This is a genomic window from Bradyrhizobium sp. BR 1433, assembly GCF_051547665.1.
Lineage (GTDB): Bacteria > Pseudomonadota > Alphaproteobacteria > Rhizobiales > Xanthobacteraceae > Bradyrhizobium > Bradyrhizobium australafricanum.
This window is the reverse complement of the sequence record NZ_JBPUGG010000001.1, coordinates 390,309-404,816: the sequence shown is the minus strand read 5'-3', so window position 1 is coordinate 404,816 and position 14,508 is coordinate 390,309. Positions and strand designations below refer to the sequence as shown.

Genomic DNA, 14,508 nt, shown 5'->3' with positions numbered 1-14,508 from the left:
TTCTTATCGGATCACCGTCGGGCCCTGATCCGGCACCGCGACGTCGAGGACACGGAATTGCACACGTTCGGTGCCTTGCCAACGGTCGACCGCAAGAGAGCCCGCCACGTGCAATTGTTGGCCGCGATTTTGCGTCAAGGCGCTGCCGAGCTTCTGTCCGACGGAACGGAATGCGATACCGTTGACGATCGAGCCGTCGCCGGACTTGAAGCGCAGCCGCAGATGCGCCTGCCCGACCTCGTCGGCATAGACCAGCTGATGCGACGGTAGCGCGATCACCGGCTCCGGATTGGCGCTGCCGAACGGGCCAGCACGATTGAGCGTCGCGGCGAACTCCGGCGTCACCGCGCGCGCGCTCACGGCGCCGTCGATGAACAGCTCGTTCTCGTGCCGCGAGTTGGCGACGTCGGCGGCGAGCGCGCTTTCCATGTGGGCGCGGAATTCGGCGAGCTTCTCCTTGCGCAGCGTGACGCCGGCCGCCATCGCGTGCCCGCCGCCCTTCATCAAAAGGCCGTCGTGCACCGCCTGCCGCACCGCCTTGCCGAGATCGACGCCGCCGATCGAGCGGCCCGATCCGGTGCCGATGCCGCCGGGCTCCAGCGCGATCGCAAACGCGGGACGAGCGAACTTCTCCTTCAGCCGCGCCGCAACCAGCCCGACCACGCCGGGATGCCAGCCTTCCGCCGCGGTGACGATGACAGCACCCTTGTCCTCGAGCCCGAGCGAAGCCAGCGCCTCGGCCTCGGCCTGCGCCTCGGCCGCCTGCTCGATCACGCGCCGTTCGGCATTGAGGCGATCGAGCTCGGCGGCGATCCGCGCAGCTTCGGAGACGTCGCCTTCGAGCAATAGCCGCACGCCGAGATCGGCGCGCCCGATCCGGCCGCCGGCATTGATGCGCGGTCCCAGCATGAAGCCGAGATGCCAGGCCTCCGGCGGCCCATTGAGGCGCGCGACGTCCATCAATGCGGTGTGGCCGACATGGTCGCGGCGACGCATCGCGATCAGGCCCTTGGCGACGAAGGCCCGGTTGAGCCCGATCAGCGGCGCCACGTCGGCCACGGTGCCGAGCGCGACGTGATGCAGCACGCTGAGCAGGTCGGGCTCCGGCATCTCGCCGGTCCAGAAGCCGCGCTGGCGCAGTTCGCGATTCACCGCGACCAAGGTCACCAGCACGAGGCCGACCGCTGCGAGATGGCCGAGCCCCGAGAGATCGTCGGGCCGGTTCGGATTCACCAGTGCGTCGACCTCGGGCAACACATCGCCGGTCTGGTGATGATCGATCACGACGACCGACATGCCGAGCTTCCTGGCTTCCGCCAGCGGCTCGATGCTGGTGGTGCCGCAATCGACCGTGACGAGCAGCGTCGCGCCCTTCGCCGCCAGCGCACGCACGGCGTCGACGTTCGGCCCGTAGCCTTCGAAAATACGGTCGGGAATGTGGATCAGCGGGTCCAGCCCGCAATGGCGCAGATGCCAGGTCAGCAGCGCGGCCGAGGTCGCACCGTCGACGTCGTAGTCGCCGAAGATCGCAACCTTCTCGCCGCGCACCGCGGCATCCGCGATGCGCTTGGCCGCGTGCTCCATCTCGGTGACCGTGTGAGGATCCGGCATCAGCTTGCGGATGGTCGGGTCGAGGAAGTCGGGAACCTCGTCGATCCCGACGTCGCGCCCCGCCAGCACGCGCGCCAGCATTTCCGGCAATTGATAGCGCTGCACGATCGCGAGCGCCCGCGCCGCCCCGCGCGCATCCAGCCGGTCGCGCCAGAGTTTTCCGGTCAGCGACCGCGTCACGCCGAGGAACGCCTGTGGCGCCTCGACGGGCAGTGCGGATGCGTGCAGCGTCATGAGCCCTTCCGAACAGAGCGTTTTCAAGCGAAGTGGGCACCGGTTCGCGTGAAGAAAACGCGTCAAACAAAAATCCGGAACATCGGTCCTGATCCAATCAGGGCCGATGCGTCCGGCAGGAATCGTAACGCTTCGATGATTTGTGGACCAGTTCTAGCAGCCCATTCGGCTGGCGATTTCCCCGAAATCCTTGGCCACGATGTCCCACTCGCCGGTGGCCTCGAAATCGTACTTTTGCAGCGGACCGTATTCGGTTGGACGCGCCACGAAGGCGGTCTTCAGGCCGAGCTTCTGCGCGTGCTTCAGGTCGTAATTGTGCGCGGCGACCATCATCACCTGCTCCGGCGGCAGGCAGAGCAGCTTCGCGGCGCCGAGATAGGTTTCCGGATCGGGCTTGTAGTGCTCGAACACTTCGGCCGACATCACGAGGTCCCACGGGAGCCCTGCGAACTTCGCCATATTGGTGAGCAGCGCGACGTTGCCGTTGGAGAGCGGTGAGATGATGTATTTGGTCTTCAGCCGGGTCAGGCCGGCGACGCTGTCGGGCCAGGCGTGCAGGCGATGCCAGCCCAGCGTCAGATGCTGCAGATCGGCCTCGGTCAGCCCCTTGATGTCGAACTGCGCGACCAGTTTTTCCAGCGAGCGGCGGTGCAAGACGTCGAGGATGACGTAGCCGTTCTGCGGGTTCTTGCGCACCTCGTCCATCGAGGCCGCATAGACCGCGCGCCAGCCGTCGACCAGCGCGGTCCAATCGGCCTTGATACCGCGCGTCTCGCCCCATCTGGTGAAGTCGTTGATCAGGCTGGTGCGCCAGTCGACCACGGTCCCGAACACGTCGAACACCAGCGCCTTGACCCCGGACAGATCGGACATGCGCGTCTCCCTTGTTGTTGTTTTTGGTCCGTCGTTCCGGGGCGATGCGAAGCATCGAACCCGGAACCTCGAGATTCCGGGTTCGCGCTTCGCGCGCCCCGGAATGACGGTTGTTGTAGGCTCGTCCTCAGTCCAGGTGGAACTTCTCGAGCTGCCGATGCTCGGCCTTGATGTAGCGCACGGTGCCGGTGACCGAGCGCATCACGACCGTCTCGGTCTCGATCACGTCCTTCTTGAACTTCACGCCGGTCAGCAGCGAGCCGGTGGTGACGCCGGTGGCGGCGAACAGGCAGTCGCCCTTGGCCATGTCCTCGATGCCGTAGATCATCTTCGGATCGGTGACGCCCATCTTGTGCGCGCGCGCGCGCTTCTCCTCGGTGTCGAGGATCAGGCGGCACTGCATCTGGCCGCCGATGCAGCGCAGCGCGACTGCCGCGAGCACGCCCTCGGGGGCGCCGCCGGTGCCGATATACATGTCGACGCCGGTCTCATCGGGTTTGGCGCAGTGAATGACGCCGGCGACGTCGCCGTCGGTGATCAGCTGGACGGCAGCGCCGGTCGAACGCACGCTGTTGATGATGTCGGCATGGCGCGGACGATCGAGCACCAGCACGTTGATGGCGGTCGGGTCGACGCCCTTGGCCTTGGCGAGCCGGCGGACATTGTCGGCCGGCGGCGCGTCGAGTTCGATCACGTTCTTGGCGTAGCCCGGGCCGATCGCGATCTTCTGCATGTAGACGTCGGGCGCGTGCAGCAGCGTGCCGCCGTCGGCCATCGCCATGGTGGCGATCGAGCCCGGCATGTTCTTGGCGCACAACGTGGTGCCCTCGAGCGGGTCGACCGCGATGTCGACCTTGGGGCCGGCATTGAGGCCGACCTTCTCACCGATGAACAGCATCGGCGCCTCGTCGCGCTCGCCCTCGCCGATTACGACCGTCCCCTCGATCGGCAGCTTGTTGAGCTCGCGCCGCATCGCGTCGACCGCGGCCTTGTCGGCGGCCTTCTCCTGGCCGTGGCCGCGCAGCCGCGCGGCCGACACCGCAGCGCGCTCCGTCACGCGCACGATTTCGAGCGTCAGGATGCGCTCGAGCAGCATCTGCGGCGGAACGGAAATATGGGTCGACATCGGCGTACTCCTTAAGCCTCTGGGACAGGCCAGCCTGCCCGCATCAATCGTCTCACGCCCGACCCGTTCAGGCCATGCGCTAGTTTTTCTCGATCCGGATCACCTGCGGCCGGCCGCTGATGACCTTATCGCGCTGCACTGCGGCCAGCGCACGATGCACGGCATCCTCGCTGGTCGCATAGGTAATCAGAATGACCGGGACCGGTGAAGGTTTTTTGGCCGCACCGTTCACATCGACGCCGTCCGGGTGCCGTTGCACGATGGATTCCAGAGATATCTTCTGTTCCGCCAGCCGGGTGGCGATTGTTGCGGCAGTGCCTGCAAGATCACGCGCCATCAGGCGGATATAATAGCCACCTTCATGGCGTTCCATCGGCGCCTTGGTGGTGTCGCGCAACCGCTCCACCGGACGGCCGAACGGCTTGGCGCGGATGCCGCGGGCGACGTCGGCGATGTCGGCGACCACGGCCGAAGCCGTCGCGCCGCCGCCGGCGCCGGGTCCCACCAGCGTGATCGGCGGAATCCCCTCGCCGTCGATCGCGACCGCATTGGTGACGCCCATCACCTGCGCGATCGACGATGATTTCGGCACCATGGTCGGGTGCACGCGCTGCTCAATGCCCTTTGCCGTGCGCACCGCGACGCCGAGCAGCTTGACCCGGTAACCGAGTTCCGCGGCGGCCTTGAGGTCTTCCGGCGTGATCGAGGAGATGCCTTCGACATAGACCGCGCTTTCCGCGACCTTGGTTCCGAAGGCGAGGCTGGCCAGGATCGCGAGCTTCTGCGCGGTGTCATGACCATCGACGTCGAATGACGGGTTGGCTTCGGCATAGCCGAGCCGCTGGGCGTCCTTCAGACACTCCTCGAACGACAGGCCCTCCTGCTCCATCCGGGTCAGGATGTAATTGCAGGTGCCGTTGAGGATGCCGTAGACGCGGTTGACGCTGGTGCCCGCGAGGCCCTCGCGCAGCGTCTTGATGACCGGGATCGCCGCACCGACCGCCGCCTCGAAATTCAGCGCGCCGCCGTGCTTCTCGGCAGCTGCCGCAAGACGCAATCCATGCTTGGCGATCAGCGCCTTGTTGGCGGTGACGACCGACTTGCCGGCCTTCAGCGCGGTCTCGATCGCGGACAGCGCGGGATCTCCGGCGCCGCCCATCAATTCGACGAAGCAGTCGATATCGGGATCTTCGGCGAGCGCCTCGGGGCTCTTCGCCCAGGCGATGCCGCGCAGGTCGAGGCCGCGCTTCTTGGCTTTCGAGCGCGCCGTGACCGCGACGACGCGAACGCCCCGGCCGCTGCGCTCGGCCAGCGCCCGTCCTTGCGTTTCGATGAGGCGGACGACATCGGCACCGACGGTGCCGAGCCCCGCTATGCCCACGTTCAGGGGTGCGACCATGGATTTAAGGGACCTGGAGATTAAGCAACCTGGAAGGATTAGCGTCGGTTGGCGAGAGGAACGACGTTGTGCAACGTTTCGATGCCGCTTTCAAGGAAGCGGCGCACGCCGCGCGCAGCCTGCCGGATGCGCTGCTCGTTCTCCACCATCGCGATGCGGACATAGCCCTCGCCATGCTCACCGAACGCCACGCCGGGCGACACCACGACGCCGGATTTCTCCACCATCAGGGTCGCGAACTGCATGCTGCCGACCGCCTCGAACGCCTTGGGCAGCGGCGCCCAGGCGAACATCGAGGCCTGCGGCGGTGGAATGTCCCAGCCGGCGCGGCCGAATGACTCGACCAGCGCATCGCGGCGCTTGCGGTAGGTGTCGCGCATCTCGCGGATGCAGTCGTCGGGACCGTTCAGCGCCGCGGTCGCCGCCACCTGTACCGGCGTGAACGCACCGTAATCGAGATAGGATTTGACCCGCGCCAGCGCTGCGATGATCCGCTCATTGCCGACCGCAAAGCCCATGCGCCAGCCGGCCATCGAGAACGTCTTCGACATCGAGGTGAACTCGACGGTGACGTCGATCGCGCCGGGCACCTGCAGCACCGACGGCGGCGGATTGTTCTCGTCGAAATATACCTCGGCGTAGGCGAGATCGGACAGGATGAAGATGTCGTGCTTCTTCGCGAACGCGACGAGGTCCTTGTAGAAGTCGAGGTCCGCGACATAGGCGGTCGGGTTCGACGGATAGCAGACGATCAGCGCAATCGGCTTCGGGATCGAATGGATGATCGCCCGCTCGACCGCCTCGAAGAACTGCGGCGTCGGCTCCGAGGGCACCGAGCGGATCACGCCGCCCGCCATCAGGAAGCCGAAGGCATGGATCGGGTAGCTCGGATTGGGGCACAGCACGACGTCGCCGGGCGCCGTGATCGCCTGCGCGACGTTGGCAAACCCCTCCTTCGACCCGAGCGTCGCAACCACCTGGGTGTCGGGGTTGAGCTTGACGCCGAAGCGGCGCGCATAATAGGCGGCCTGGGCCTTGCGCAGGCCGTTGATGCCGCGCGAGGCCGAGTAGCGGTCGGTCCGCGGCTTGCCCAGCGTCTCCTTGAGCTTCTCGATCACATGCGGCGGGGTCGGCAGGTCCGGGTTCCCCATGCCCATGTCGATGATGTCGGCCCCGGCGTTGCGCGCGGCCGCCTTGGCCTGGTTGACCTTCTCAAAGACATAAGGCGGCAGACGGCGAATGCGGTAAAAATCTTCCATGGGACCCTTGCTCCGACAACCGCGATGCCAGAATCGACCCCCTTGGCGTAGTTTGCGGAAGCCGGCTCGGCCTCTGACAGAAATCGCACTGAATCAATGACTTAGAGCGAATTCAGGCGCACGATCTGGGGGCTGCGGCCGGATCTGCGGTTGAACTGGGTTTCTTTTAGCACGGACACCGGGCGGCGCCAGCGCTGATCGGCCGTTCGTCGGGCGCTACTTCCCGCTTTGGGCGGCCGTCGAGGCCTGGCGCGCGCGCGCGGCAATCAGCTCCTGCTCGATCTTGGCCTGGTCCGCCGGCTTGATCGTCGGATCGGCGCGGTCGGGCGGAAGATCATGGACCGGCAGGTAACCGCCGGCGTCCTTCTCGCGCGCCGGCGCATCGGCAGGCATTGTCATATCGGCGATCGTGCTCGAGCACCCGCTCAGCGCCACCAACGACGCGAGCAGCACTGCGGCCGCGAGCCCCCTGTTCATTCGATCGATCGGCATGCGCCGAATTGTCCCCAACAAGCTAGCGCGCACGTCGCACGTTGCCGACACGGGTCGCACTGGTACGAGCCTTGCAGCGTCCCCGCTGCGTTAATTTCGACTTTAGCGTTTCAAACCATTGTCGCCCGAAACGCTTAAAGCGGGAACACCAAAAGCGAACCCTGAGGCTTCAATATGACGGAACAAAGATTTTTTCTCGCACCGCAACAGAGCGAAATGCTGGATTTTGACTGATTTGCGTTGCCGCACCGCGCGATGACGCCCTCCAAACGACGCGATATTGTACCTCAGATGAGCAACGTTAGTACCGACACCCAGGCCACCCCGAAATTCAACGCCGAAGCCTTCGCCATGAACATCGCGCGGGCGATGGAGAGCAGCGGCCAGGCGCTGGCAGCCTATCTCAAGCCGCGCCAGACGGGAGAAGTCCGCGACAAGCCGCCGAATGAGCTCGGTGAGGTGATCAAGACCTTCAGCGTGATCGCCGAATACTGGCTGTCCGACAAGGAGCGCGCCTCGTCGCTGCAGATGCAGCTCGGCAAGGACTATCTCGATCTCTGGGGCTCGGCGGTGCGCCGCATGGCCGGCGAGGCCGATGCCAAGCCGGCGATCGCCCCGGCCCCGCGCGACAAGCGCTTCCAGGATCCGGAATGGAAGTCGAATCAGTTCTTCGACTTCATCCTGCAGCTCTATTTGCTGACCGCGAAATGGGCGCAGCAGCTGGTCCATGACGCCGACGGGATCGATCCCCACACGCGCAAGAAGGCCGAATTCTACGTCCAGCAGATCACCAACGCGCTGGCGCCGTCGAATTTCGTGCTGACCAATCCGGAGGTGCTGCGCGCCACCGTCGAGACCAATGGCGACAATCTGGTGCGCGGCATGAAGATGCTGGCCGAGGATATCGAGGCCGGCCACGGCACGCTGCGGATCCGCCAGTCCGAACTCGAGCAATCTCGAGGTCGGCGTCAACATGGCGACGACGCCGGGCAAGGTGATCTTCCAGAACGAGCTGATGCAGCTGATCCAGTATTCGCCGGCGACCGAGAACGTGCTGCGCACGCCGCTGCTGATCGTGCCGCCCTGGATCAACAAGTTCTACATCCTCGATCTGCGCCCCGAGAAATCCTACATCAAATGGTGCGTCGACCAGGGCATCACGGTGTTCGTGATCTCCTGGGTCAATCCGGACAGGGAGCTCGGCAAGAAGACCTGGGCCGACTACATGACCGAAGGCCCGCTGACGGCGATGGACGTCATCGAGAAGGTCACCGGCGAGATGAAGGTGCACACCGCCGGCTATTGCGTCGGCGGCACCCTGCTCGCCTCGACGCTCGCCTATCTCGCCGAGAAGCGCCGCCAGCGTGTGACATCGGCGACGTTCTTTGCCGCGCAGGTCGACTTCACCCATGCCGGCGATCTGCTGGTGTTCGTCGACGAAGACCAGATCTCGGCGCTCGAACGCGACATGCAGGAATCCGGCGTGCTCGAGGGCAGCAAGATGGCGATGGCCTTCAACATGCTGCGCTCGAACGACCTGATCTGGTCGTATGTCGTGAACAATTATCTGAAGGGCCAGACGCCCTCCTCGTTCGACCTGCTGCACTGGAATTCGGACGCGACGCGGATGCCGTCGTCGAACCACTCCTACTACCTGCGCAACTGCTATCTGGAGAACCGGCTGTCGACCGGCACCATGGTGCTGGACAACACGCTGCTCGATCTGTCGAAGGTGAAGGTGCCGGTCTACAACCTCGCCGCCCGCGAGGATCACATCGCGCCGGCGGAATCGGTGCTCTACGGTTCGCAGTTCTTCGGCGGCCCGGTGAGATATGTGCTGTCCGGCTCCGGCCATATCGCCGGTGTGGTCAATCCGCCCGCGTCGAACAAGTACCAGTACTGGACCAACGACAACATCAAGGACATGAAGCTCGCCGACTGGCTGAAGGGCGCCGAGGAGCACAAGGGCTCGTGGTGGCCCGACTGGCGCGGCTGGCTGGAAAGCCATGACCCGGAGACGGTCCCGGCGCGCATGGTCGGCTCCAGCGGCACGCAGGTGCTCGAGGAAGCCCCGGGCAGCTATGTCCGCGTCCGCGCGTAGCGCCAAGTCTTCGCGTCCTCCAAGTCTTCGCGTAGCGCCAAGTCTCCCGCTCAGCTATAAACGGACGGTCCCGACGGTCGGGAATTGAATTCACGTGAGGGGGAGACGATGACGCGCGAACTGTTCTGGCTGTCGCTGACGGTGATCCTGACCGGGCTGCTGTGGATTCCTTACCTCATCAACCGCTGGCAGGTGCGCGGCCTCTCCGGCGTCATCGGCAATCCCTCGCGTGGCGACAAGCCGCACGCGGAATGGGCCAACCGGCTGATGTTCGCCCATGACAACGCGGTCGAGAACCTCGTGATCTTCGCGCCGCTGGTCCTGATCCTCAACGCGGCCGACTATTCCACCAAATGGACCGTGCTCGCCTGCGCCGTCTATTTCTGGGCCCGCGTCGCCCATCTGATCGTGTACACGCTGGGCCTGCCGGTGTTCCGCAGCGTGGCCTTCACGGTCGGCTTCCTCGCCCAGGCGGTGCTGGCGCTCGCGATCTTCAAGATCCTCTGATTCCAGATATTCCCGCCGGTCGCGGCGACAGCCGCGCCGGCGCGGCATCAACTACCCGCTCTTGCGCACCACGATATGCAGCATCGTCGCCGGAGCTTCATCAAAGCTCTTGATCTCGCTGGTGTCGGACGAGACTTGCGTCCACGCCCCTGACGCGGCGTAGGTCGCAGCGAGCCAGTCTGCCGCGGGATAATTGTAGTAGCGGCCGATGCTGTCGCGGCCATCGCCATGGCCGATCTTGTAGCTCGCGTAGAAAACGCCACCGGGTTTCAGCGCCCGATGGATGCGGCCGATGATGCCCGCCAATTCGTCGCGCGGCACGTGCAGCAGGCAGGCGCTGGCCCAGACGCCGTCATAGGCTTCGCGCTCCTCGAGCTCATCGAACAGCATCGCCTCGACGGGATGATTGATGCGGCGCGCCGCGACCTCGGCCATCTCGGGCGACCCGTCGGTCGCACGCAGCACAAAGCCTTCGGCGAGCATGACAGCGGCATGATTGCCGGCGCCGCAGCCGAGTTCGAGGATCGCGCCACCCGGCGGCAGCAGCTTCAGAAAGCCGATCAGCCGGGTGGACGGGGCTTTCGCCCACCCGGCATAGGCCTCGGCATTGCGCCGATAGAACTGCAGCGTGGCGTCGTCCACGATCCGCGTCGCCGTCAGCTGTCGGCCAGCCCGAGCATCAGCCGCATGTTCTGGACCGCGGCACCCGAGGCGCCCTTGCCCAGATTGTCGAGCCGCGCGACCAGCACCGCCTGGTGGTGCTTGTCGCTGGCGAAGACATAAAGCTCGAGCTGGTTGGTCTCGTTGAGCGCCTCCGGCTCGAGCCGCCCGCCCTTGGCGGCCTCGTTCTGCAGCGGCATCACCGAGACATATTTGCTGCCGGCGTACCATTTCGCCAGAACCGCTTGCAGATCGGTACCATCAGGCTTGCCCGGCAGCGCGTTCGAGTTGCAGCGGCACCGAGACCAGCATGCCCTGCCGGTAGTTGCCGACCGACGGGATGAAGATCGGCCTTCGCGTCAGGTGCGAATAGAGCTGCATCTCCGGCACGTGCTTGTGCTCGAAGCCGAGGCCGTAGAGTTCGAAGGCCGGCGCCGAGCCGTCCTCGAAGCTGGCGATCATCGACTTGCCGCCGCCCGAATAGCCGCTCACCGCGTTGACGGTGACGGGATAATCCGCCGGCAGCACGCCGGCATCGACGATCGGCCGCAGCAGCGCGATCGCGCCGGTCGGATAGCAACCCGGATTGGAGACCTTGTTCGCGTTACGGATCTTGTCGGCCTGGTCGGGCGCGAGCTCGGGGAAACCGTAGGCCCAGTCGGGCGCAACGCGATAGGCCGTCGAGGCGTCGAGCACTTTCGGCGCGGCGTTGCCCATCGTGTCGATCAACGCCACGGTCTCCTTGGCGGCCTCGTCAGGCAGGCAGAGGATCACGAGATCCACCTCCTCCATCAACGCGCGCTTGGCGCCGGCGTCCTTCCGCTTGTCCTCGGCGATGTGCTTCACCGCAACGTCGCCGATCGAGAGCAGCCGCTCCTGGATGCCGAGGCCGGTCGTGCCGGACGCGCCATCGACGAACACGGTGGCCTTGGTCGCACCGCTCCTGGTTTTCGGTTGGTTGGTGTCGGTGACGGTCATGGCACGTTCCTTTCGAGCTCGTTCGTTTCGTTTAACACATCTGGCCGCGCCTGCGCCGCCAACGGGGATGGGCAGTTATCCTTAGATTGAGCGCCCCTCGCCAGCGACAACAACCCCTGCTCATGGAAACAGCGCGATCTGCTCCAGTCCGGTGGTTTCGGGCAAGCCGAACATCAGGTTCATGTTCTGGATCGCCTGTCCGGCCGAACCCTTCACAAGATTATCGAGCGTCGAGAGCACGATGGCGCGGTTCTTGATCCGGTCGGCGACGACGCCGATCTGAACATAATTCGAACCACGCACGTTCTGCGTCTGTGGCAGCACACCCTTCTTCGTCACATATACGAACGGCTCGTTGGCGTAGGCCCTTTCCAGCTCGGCGCGCAAATCGTCCGGCGTAGCCCCGTTGAGCTTGACATAGGATGTGCAGAACTCACCCCGCGCCATCGGAATGAGATGCGGGGTGAAGTTCACCGTCACAGCCGAGCCAGCGGCCGCGCCAATCTCCTGCTCAATCTCCGCCGAGTGTCGATGGCTTCCGATCGAATAGGGCGACAACCCTTCGCCGGCCTCGCTGAACAGCGTGTTCTGCTTCAGTCCGCGTCCGGCGCCGGTGACGCCCGACTTTGCGTCGATGATGATGTCGTCGACGTCAATCAGCTTTGCCTTCGCCAGCGGAACAAGCGCCAGCAGAACCGCCGTCGGATAGCAGCCGGGACAGGCTACCAGCCGCGCGGCCGTGACCTCCTCCCGGTAGAGTTCGGTCAGCCCATAGACCGCCTCGTCCTGCAATTCGAGCGCCCGGTGCTCATGGCCGTACCATTGCGCATAGCTGTCTTTGTTGCGCAGCCGGAAATCCGCAGACATATCGAGGATCTTGATTCTGGGATTGGCTTTCAGCACCGCGGCGATGATCTCTTGCGTCGTCCCGTGCGGCAGTCCGCAGAACACGGCATCGAGCCGCGTCCAGTCGACCTTTTCCCATTCCACGAGTTTTGGCAGGTCGAGCATGAAGAAGTGAGGAAACACCTCGCTCATCGTCTTGCCGGCATGGGTGTTAGCGGTAAGCGCGGTGATTTCGGCATTCGGGTGCCGCGCCAACAGGCGCACCGCGTCGGCGCCGGTGTAGCCGGACGCGCCCAAAATTCCGATTTTCTTCTTCGTCATTGCTCGCTCCTCGGAAGCGTAGTCATCTCGGTCTGTATCAGCGCGAAAGCCTGCGGGCGCACCTCGCGCATCAAGGCCGCGATGTCTTGGGCACCGGCTTCGGCCTGCAAAGCGAGCGTGTTGCCGACCGCCGCGAAATCGGTTTCAGACTTGTGCTGGTTCAGCTTGAAGCTGCCCTCCACCTCTTCCACCATCATCTCGAGACCCACGATGGCCTTCTTCATGGTTTCCAGCCTCGCGGCGGTCATCTTGCCCGACACCCACGGCTTTTTCGGCAGCAGCCGGTCCTCGAACTTGGCGCTCAGCGCGTCGATCTGAACGGCAAGCTCGTCATCCGACAACGTCCGCACCGGCCCGGTCAGATGCACCGCCTGATAGAGCCAGGTCGGCACCTGATCGGGTGACACGTACCAGTCCGGCGAAACATAGGCGTCGGCGCCGGTAACGGCCAGCAGCCAAGGTGACCCGCCCGCCAGCTTTACCAGCGGATTGTGACGGGCAACATGAAACAGCGCCCGCGGCGTCCCGTCGGCGGCGTAAGTCAAGTAGAACGGGAGCGCCGAGGCGATCGGCTTGCCGCCGTCCCACGCGCAGGCCATGCCGAAACCACGCGCTTCCGCGAAGGCAAGGCTCGCGGCGCGGTCAGGCTTGAAGGGCGGTGGCGTATACATGGTCGATGCTCCTGCATGACGAAGGAGCCGCCAGATCGAACCGCGTGTCTTTTTTCAGGAGAGCGCCGCGGGATCGGGTCCGGCGGCAGAGGCGATGGTCTTAAACGCGAGCGACCGCCCATACCGCGATAATGCGGCGGCGGCGGGCAATGATGATGGTCGCGGCGTTGATCATGGGCGCGGCTATAAGGCCGCGCCCGCTTGACGTCAAGTTGTTGCTTGTCATTCCGGGGCGATGCACAGCATCGAACCCGGAATCTCGCGCTAGGACCTCCAGATTCCGGGGTTCGCGCTCCGCGCGCCCTCAGGTGCGCAATGGCGCACCGGGGAATGACTGGCTAGATCGCCGGATTCCACGGTGCCGGCACGACGCGATAGCCGCCGCCGTCCTTCACCACATTGCCGAGGCCCGGGAACGGATAGTGGAAGCCCTGCACCTGGAGCCGCTCGGCAACCACCATGTCGTAGATGCGCCGGCGGGTCTTCTCCGCCACGTCGCCGTCCTGGTCGAAGAACGCATGCCAGCCGGGGTTGGTCGCGAACAGGTTCGGATTGTTGGTGACGTCGGACTGGATGAAGACCTTGTCCGGGCCCGAGGCCAGCACGTAGGAGGTGTGGCCCGGGGTGTGGCCGACGGTCTCGACCGAGGTCAGGCCCGGCGCGATCTCCTTGCCCCACTCGTACGGCGTGACCTTCTTCTTCAGGCCGGCTTCGAAGATATTGCGGTTATTCTTGAACAGGCCCTGCATGCGGCCGGCCGGTGCCCCGCTCATCTCGCCGTCGTCCATCCAGAACTTCCACTCGGTCGCCGGCACCAGCACCTCGGCATTCGGGAATGCCGGCGTGCCTTCGGCGGTCAAGAGGCCGTTCACGTGGTCGCCGTGGAAATGCGAGATCACGACCATGTCGACATTCTTGGGATCGAAGCCGGCGGCGACGAAATTGTCGGCGAACAGGCCATTGGCGCCCTTCGTGCTGGCCTTCGCCAGCGCGCCATTGCCGGTGTCGATCACCACCAGCTTGCCGCCGGTGTTGAGCACCAGTGGCGCGAACCAGATCGTCATCATGTCGCGCGGCATGAACGCCTTCTCCAGCGCCGCGTTGACGTCGTCCCGCTTCGCATTGGGGATGAAGGAGTCTTCCAGCTTGAAGACGTTCTTGCCGTCGGACACCACGGTGACGAGGATGTCGCCGACCTTGTAGCGATAGAAGCTCGGCGCCTGCTTGTCGGCGACCGCCGCCACAGCGGCCGCAGGAACGGCTGATAGCAACGGTGCGGCGGCGATGCCGGCAGCGCCGGCAAGAGCATGACGTCGTGTCAAGTCCATGTGTTGTCCTTCCCAGTGAGACTGCGCCCGGTGAGTTCGCGCCTGGTGGGCGCGGTTGTATCAGCGTTTCGATACTCGCGCGATGCCGATAGCGCGAGCGGT

The 14,508-nt window shown here is 64.9% G+C and carries 11 protein-coding genes and 2 pseudogenes; 2 read left to right on the top strand and 11 right to left on the bottom strand.

Translation table 11 applies throughout. The features are described from left to right. Window positions 1-3: 3 nt before the first annotated feature. From recJ to ACSKB9_RS01945, 6 genes are all read right to left on the bottom strand, one after another. Window positions 4-1,845, bottom strand: coding sequence for a single-stranded-DNA-specific exonuclease RecJ (gene recJ / locus ACSKB9_RS01970; protein ID WP_438071374.1), 1,842 nt, complete (start codon window positions 1,843-1,845; stop codon window positions 4-6). A 153-nt stretch (window positions 1,846-1,998) separates the two neighbouring features. Beyond that, window positions 1,999-2,718: a haloacid dehalogenase type II gene (locus ACSKB9_RS01965; protein ID WP_438071373.1), complete on the bottom strand. Its 720-nt coding sequence runs from the start codon at window positions 2,716-2,718 to the stop codon at window positions 1,999-2,001. Between the two features lie 127 nt (window positions 2,719-2,845). After that, on the bottom strand, window positions 2,846-3,844 hold the full coding sequence (gene glpX, locus ACSKB9_RS01960) for a class II fructose-bisphosphatase (RefSeq protein WP_194454538.1): 999 nt from the start codon (window positions 3,842-3,844) through the stop codon (window positions 2,846-2,848). Window positions 3,845-3,923: 79 nt separating this feature from the next. After that, entirely contained in the window at window positions 3,924-5,243 is a 1,320-nt protein-coding gene (locus tag ACSKB9_RS01955) for a homoserine dehydrogenase (protein WP_057018585.1), read from the bottom strand. Window positions 5,244-5,281: 38 nt separating this feature from the next. Next, window positions 5,282-6,502, bottom strand: coding sequence for an LL-diaminopimelate aminotransferase (locus tag ACSKB9_RS01950; RefSeq protein ID WP_016842955.1), 1,221 nt, complete (start codon window positions 6,500-6,502; stop codon window positions 5,282-5,284). Window positions 6,503-6,718: 216 nt separating this feature from the next. Beyond that, window positions 6,719-6,994: a hypothetical protein gene (locus ACSKB9_RS01945; RefSeq protein WP_016842954.1), complete on the bottom strand. Its 276-nt coding sequence runs from the start codon at window positions 6,992-6,994 to the stop codon at window positions 6,719-6,721. A gap of 291 nt (window positions 6,995-7,285) precedes the next feature. On the opposite strand from ACSKB9_RS01945, the pseudogene ACSKB9_RS01940 reads away from it, so the two are divergent. Both ACSKB9_RS01940 and ACSKB9_RS01935 read left to right on the top strand, forming a co-directional pair. Beyond that, a pseudogene (locus tag ACSKB9_RS01940) lies at window positions 7,286-9,095 on the top strand (PHA/PHB synthase family protein). A 108-nt stretch (window positions 9,096-9,203) separates the two neighbouring features. Beyond that, window positions 9,204-9,602: an MAPEG family protein gene (locus tag ACSKB9_RS01935; protein WP_092083453.1), complete on the top strand. Its 399-nt coding sequence runs from the start codon at window positions 9,204-9,206 to the stop codon at window positions 9,600-9,602. A 51-nt stretch (window positions 9,603-9,653) separates the two neighbouring features. Here ACSKB9_RS01935 and ACSKB9_RS01930 read toward each other — a convergent pair whose 3' ends face one another. From ACSKB9_RS01930 to ACSKB9_RS01910, 5 genes and pseudogenes are all read right to left on the bottom strand, one after another. Then, a complete protein-coding gene (locus ACSKB9_RS01930) occupies window positions 9,654-10,244 on the bottom strand; it encodes a class I SAM-dependent methyltransferase (protein ID WP_438071370.1) in 591 nt (196 codons plus the stop codon). 14 nt (window positions 10,245-10,258) lie between these two features. Further along, window positions 10,259-11,240, bottom strand: a pseudogene (gene argC / locus ACSKB9_RS01925) (N-acetyl-gamma-glutamyl-phosphate reductase). Window positions 11,241-11,360: 120 nt separating this feature from the next. Then, window positions 11,361-12,407, bottom strand: coding sequence for an N-acetyl-gamma-glutamyl-phosphate reductase (argC, locus tag ACSKB9_RS01920; protein ID WP_057018591.1), 1,047 nt, complete (start codon window positions 12,405-12,407; stop codon window positions 11,361-11,363). Beyond that, a complete protein-coding gene (locus tag ACSKB9_RS01915; RefSeq protein WP_057018592.1) occupies window positions 12,404-13,078 on the bottom strand; it encodes an FMN-binding negative transcriptional regulator in 675 nt (224 codons plus the stop codon). Before ACSKB9_RS01915 ends, argC (ACSKB9_RS01920) begins: the two co-directional genes overlap by 4 nt. A gap of 338 nt (window positions 13,079-13,416) precedes the next feature. Further along, window positions 13,417-14,406, bottom strand: a complete 990-nt coding sequence (locus ACSKB9_RS01910) for an MBL fold metallo-hydrolase (RefSeq protein WP_438071367.1) — start codon at window positions 14,404-14,406, stop codon at window positions 13,417-13,419. Window positions 14,407-14,508 lie beyond the last annotated feature (102 nt).

Excerpts from the sequence above, each read along its gene's own strand:
- ACSKB9_RS01945 (WP_016842954.1), bottom strand. The coding sequence starts at position 6,994 with ATGCCGATCGATCGAATGAACAGGGGGCTCGCGGCCGCAGTGCTGCTC.
- argC (WP_057018591.1), bottom strand. The coding sequence starts at position 12,407 with ATGACGAAGAAGAAAATCGGAATTTTGGGCGCGTCCGGCTACACCGGC.
- ACSKB9_RS01955 (WP_057018585.1), bottom strand. The coding sequence starts at position 5,243 with ATGGTCGCACCCCTGAACGTGGGCATAGCGGGGCTCGGCACCGTCGGT.
- glpX (WP_194454538.1), bottom strand. The coding sequence starts at position 3,844 with ATGTCGACCCATATTTCCGTTCCGCCGCAGATGCTGCTCGAGCGCATC.
- recJ (WP_438071374.1), bottom strand. The coding sequence starts at position 1,845 with ATGACGCTGCACGCATCCGCACTGCCCGTCGAGGCGCCACAGGCGTTC.
- ACSKB9_RS01935 (WP_092083453.1), top strand. The coding sequence starts at position 9,204 with ATGACGCGCGAACTGTTCTGGCTGTCGCTGACGGTGATCCTGACCGGG.
- ACSKB9_RS01910 (WP_438071367.1), bottom strand. The coding sequence starts at position 14,406 with ATGGACTTGACACGACGTCATGCTCTTGCCGGCGCTGCCGGCATCGCC.
- ACSKB9_RS01950 (WP_016842955.1), bottom strand. The coding sequence starts at position 6,502 with ATGGAAGATTTTTACCGCATTCGCCGTCTGCCGCCTTATGTCTTTGAG.
- ACSKB9_RS01915 (WP_057018592.1), bottom strand. The coding sequence starts at position 13,078 with ATGTATACGCCACCGCCCTTCAAGCCTGACCGCGCCGCGAGCCTTGCC.
- ACSKB9_RS01965 (WP_438071373.1), bottom strand. The coding sequence starts at position 2,718 with ATGTCCGATCTGTCCGGGGTCAAGGCGCTGGTGTTCGACGTGTTCGGG.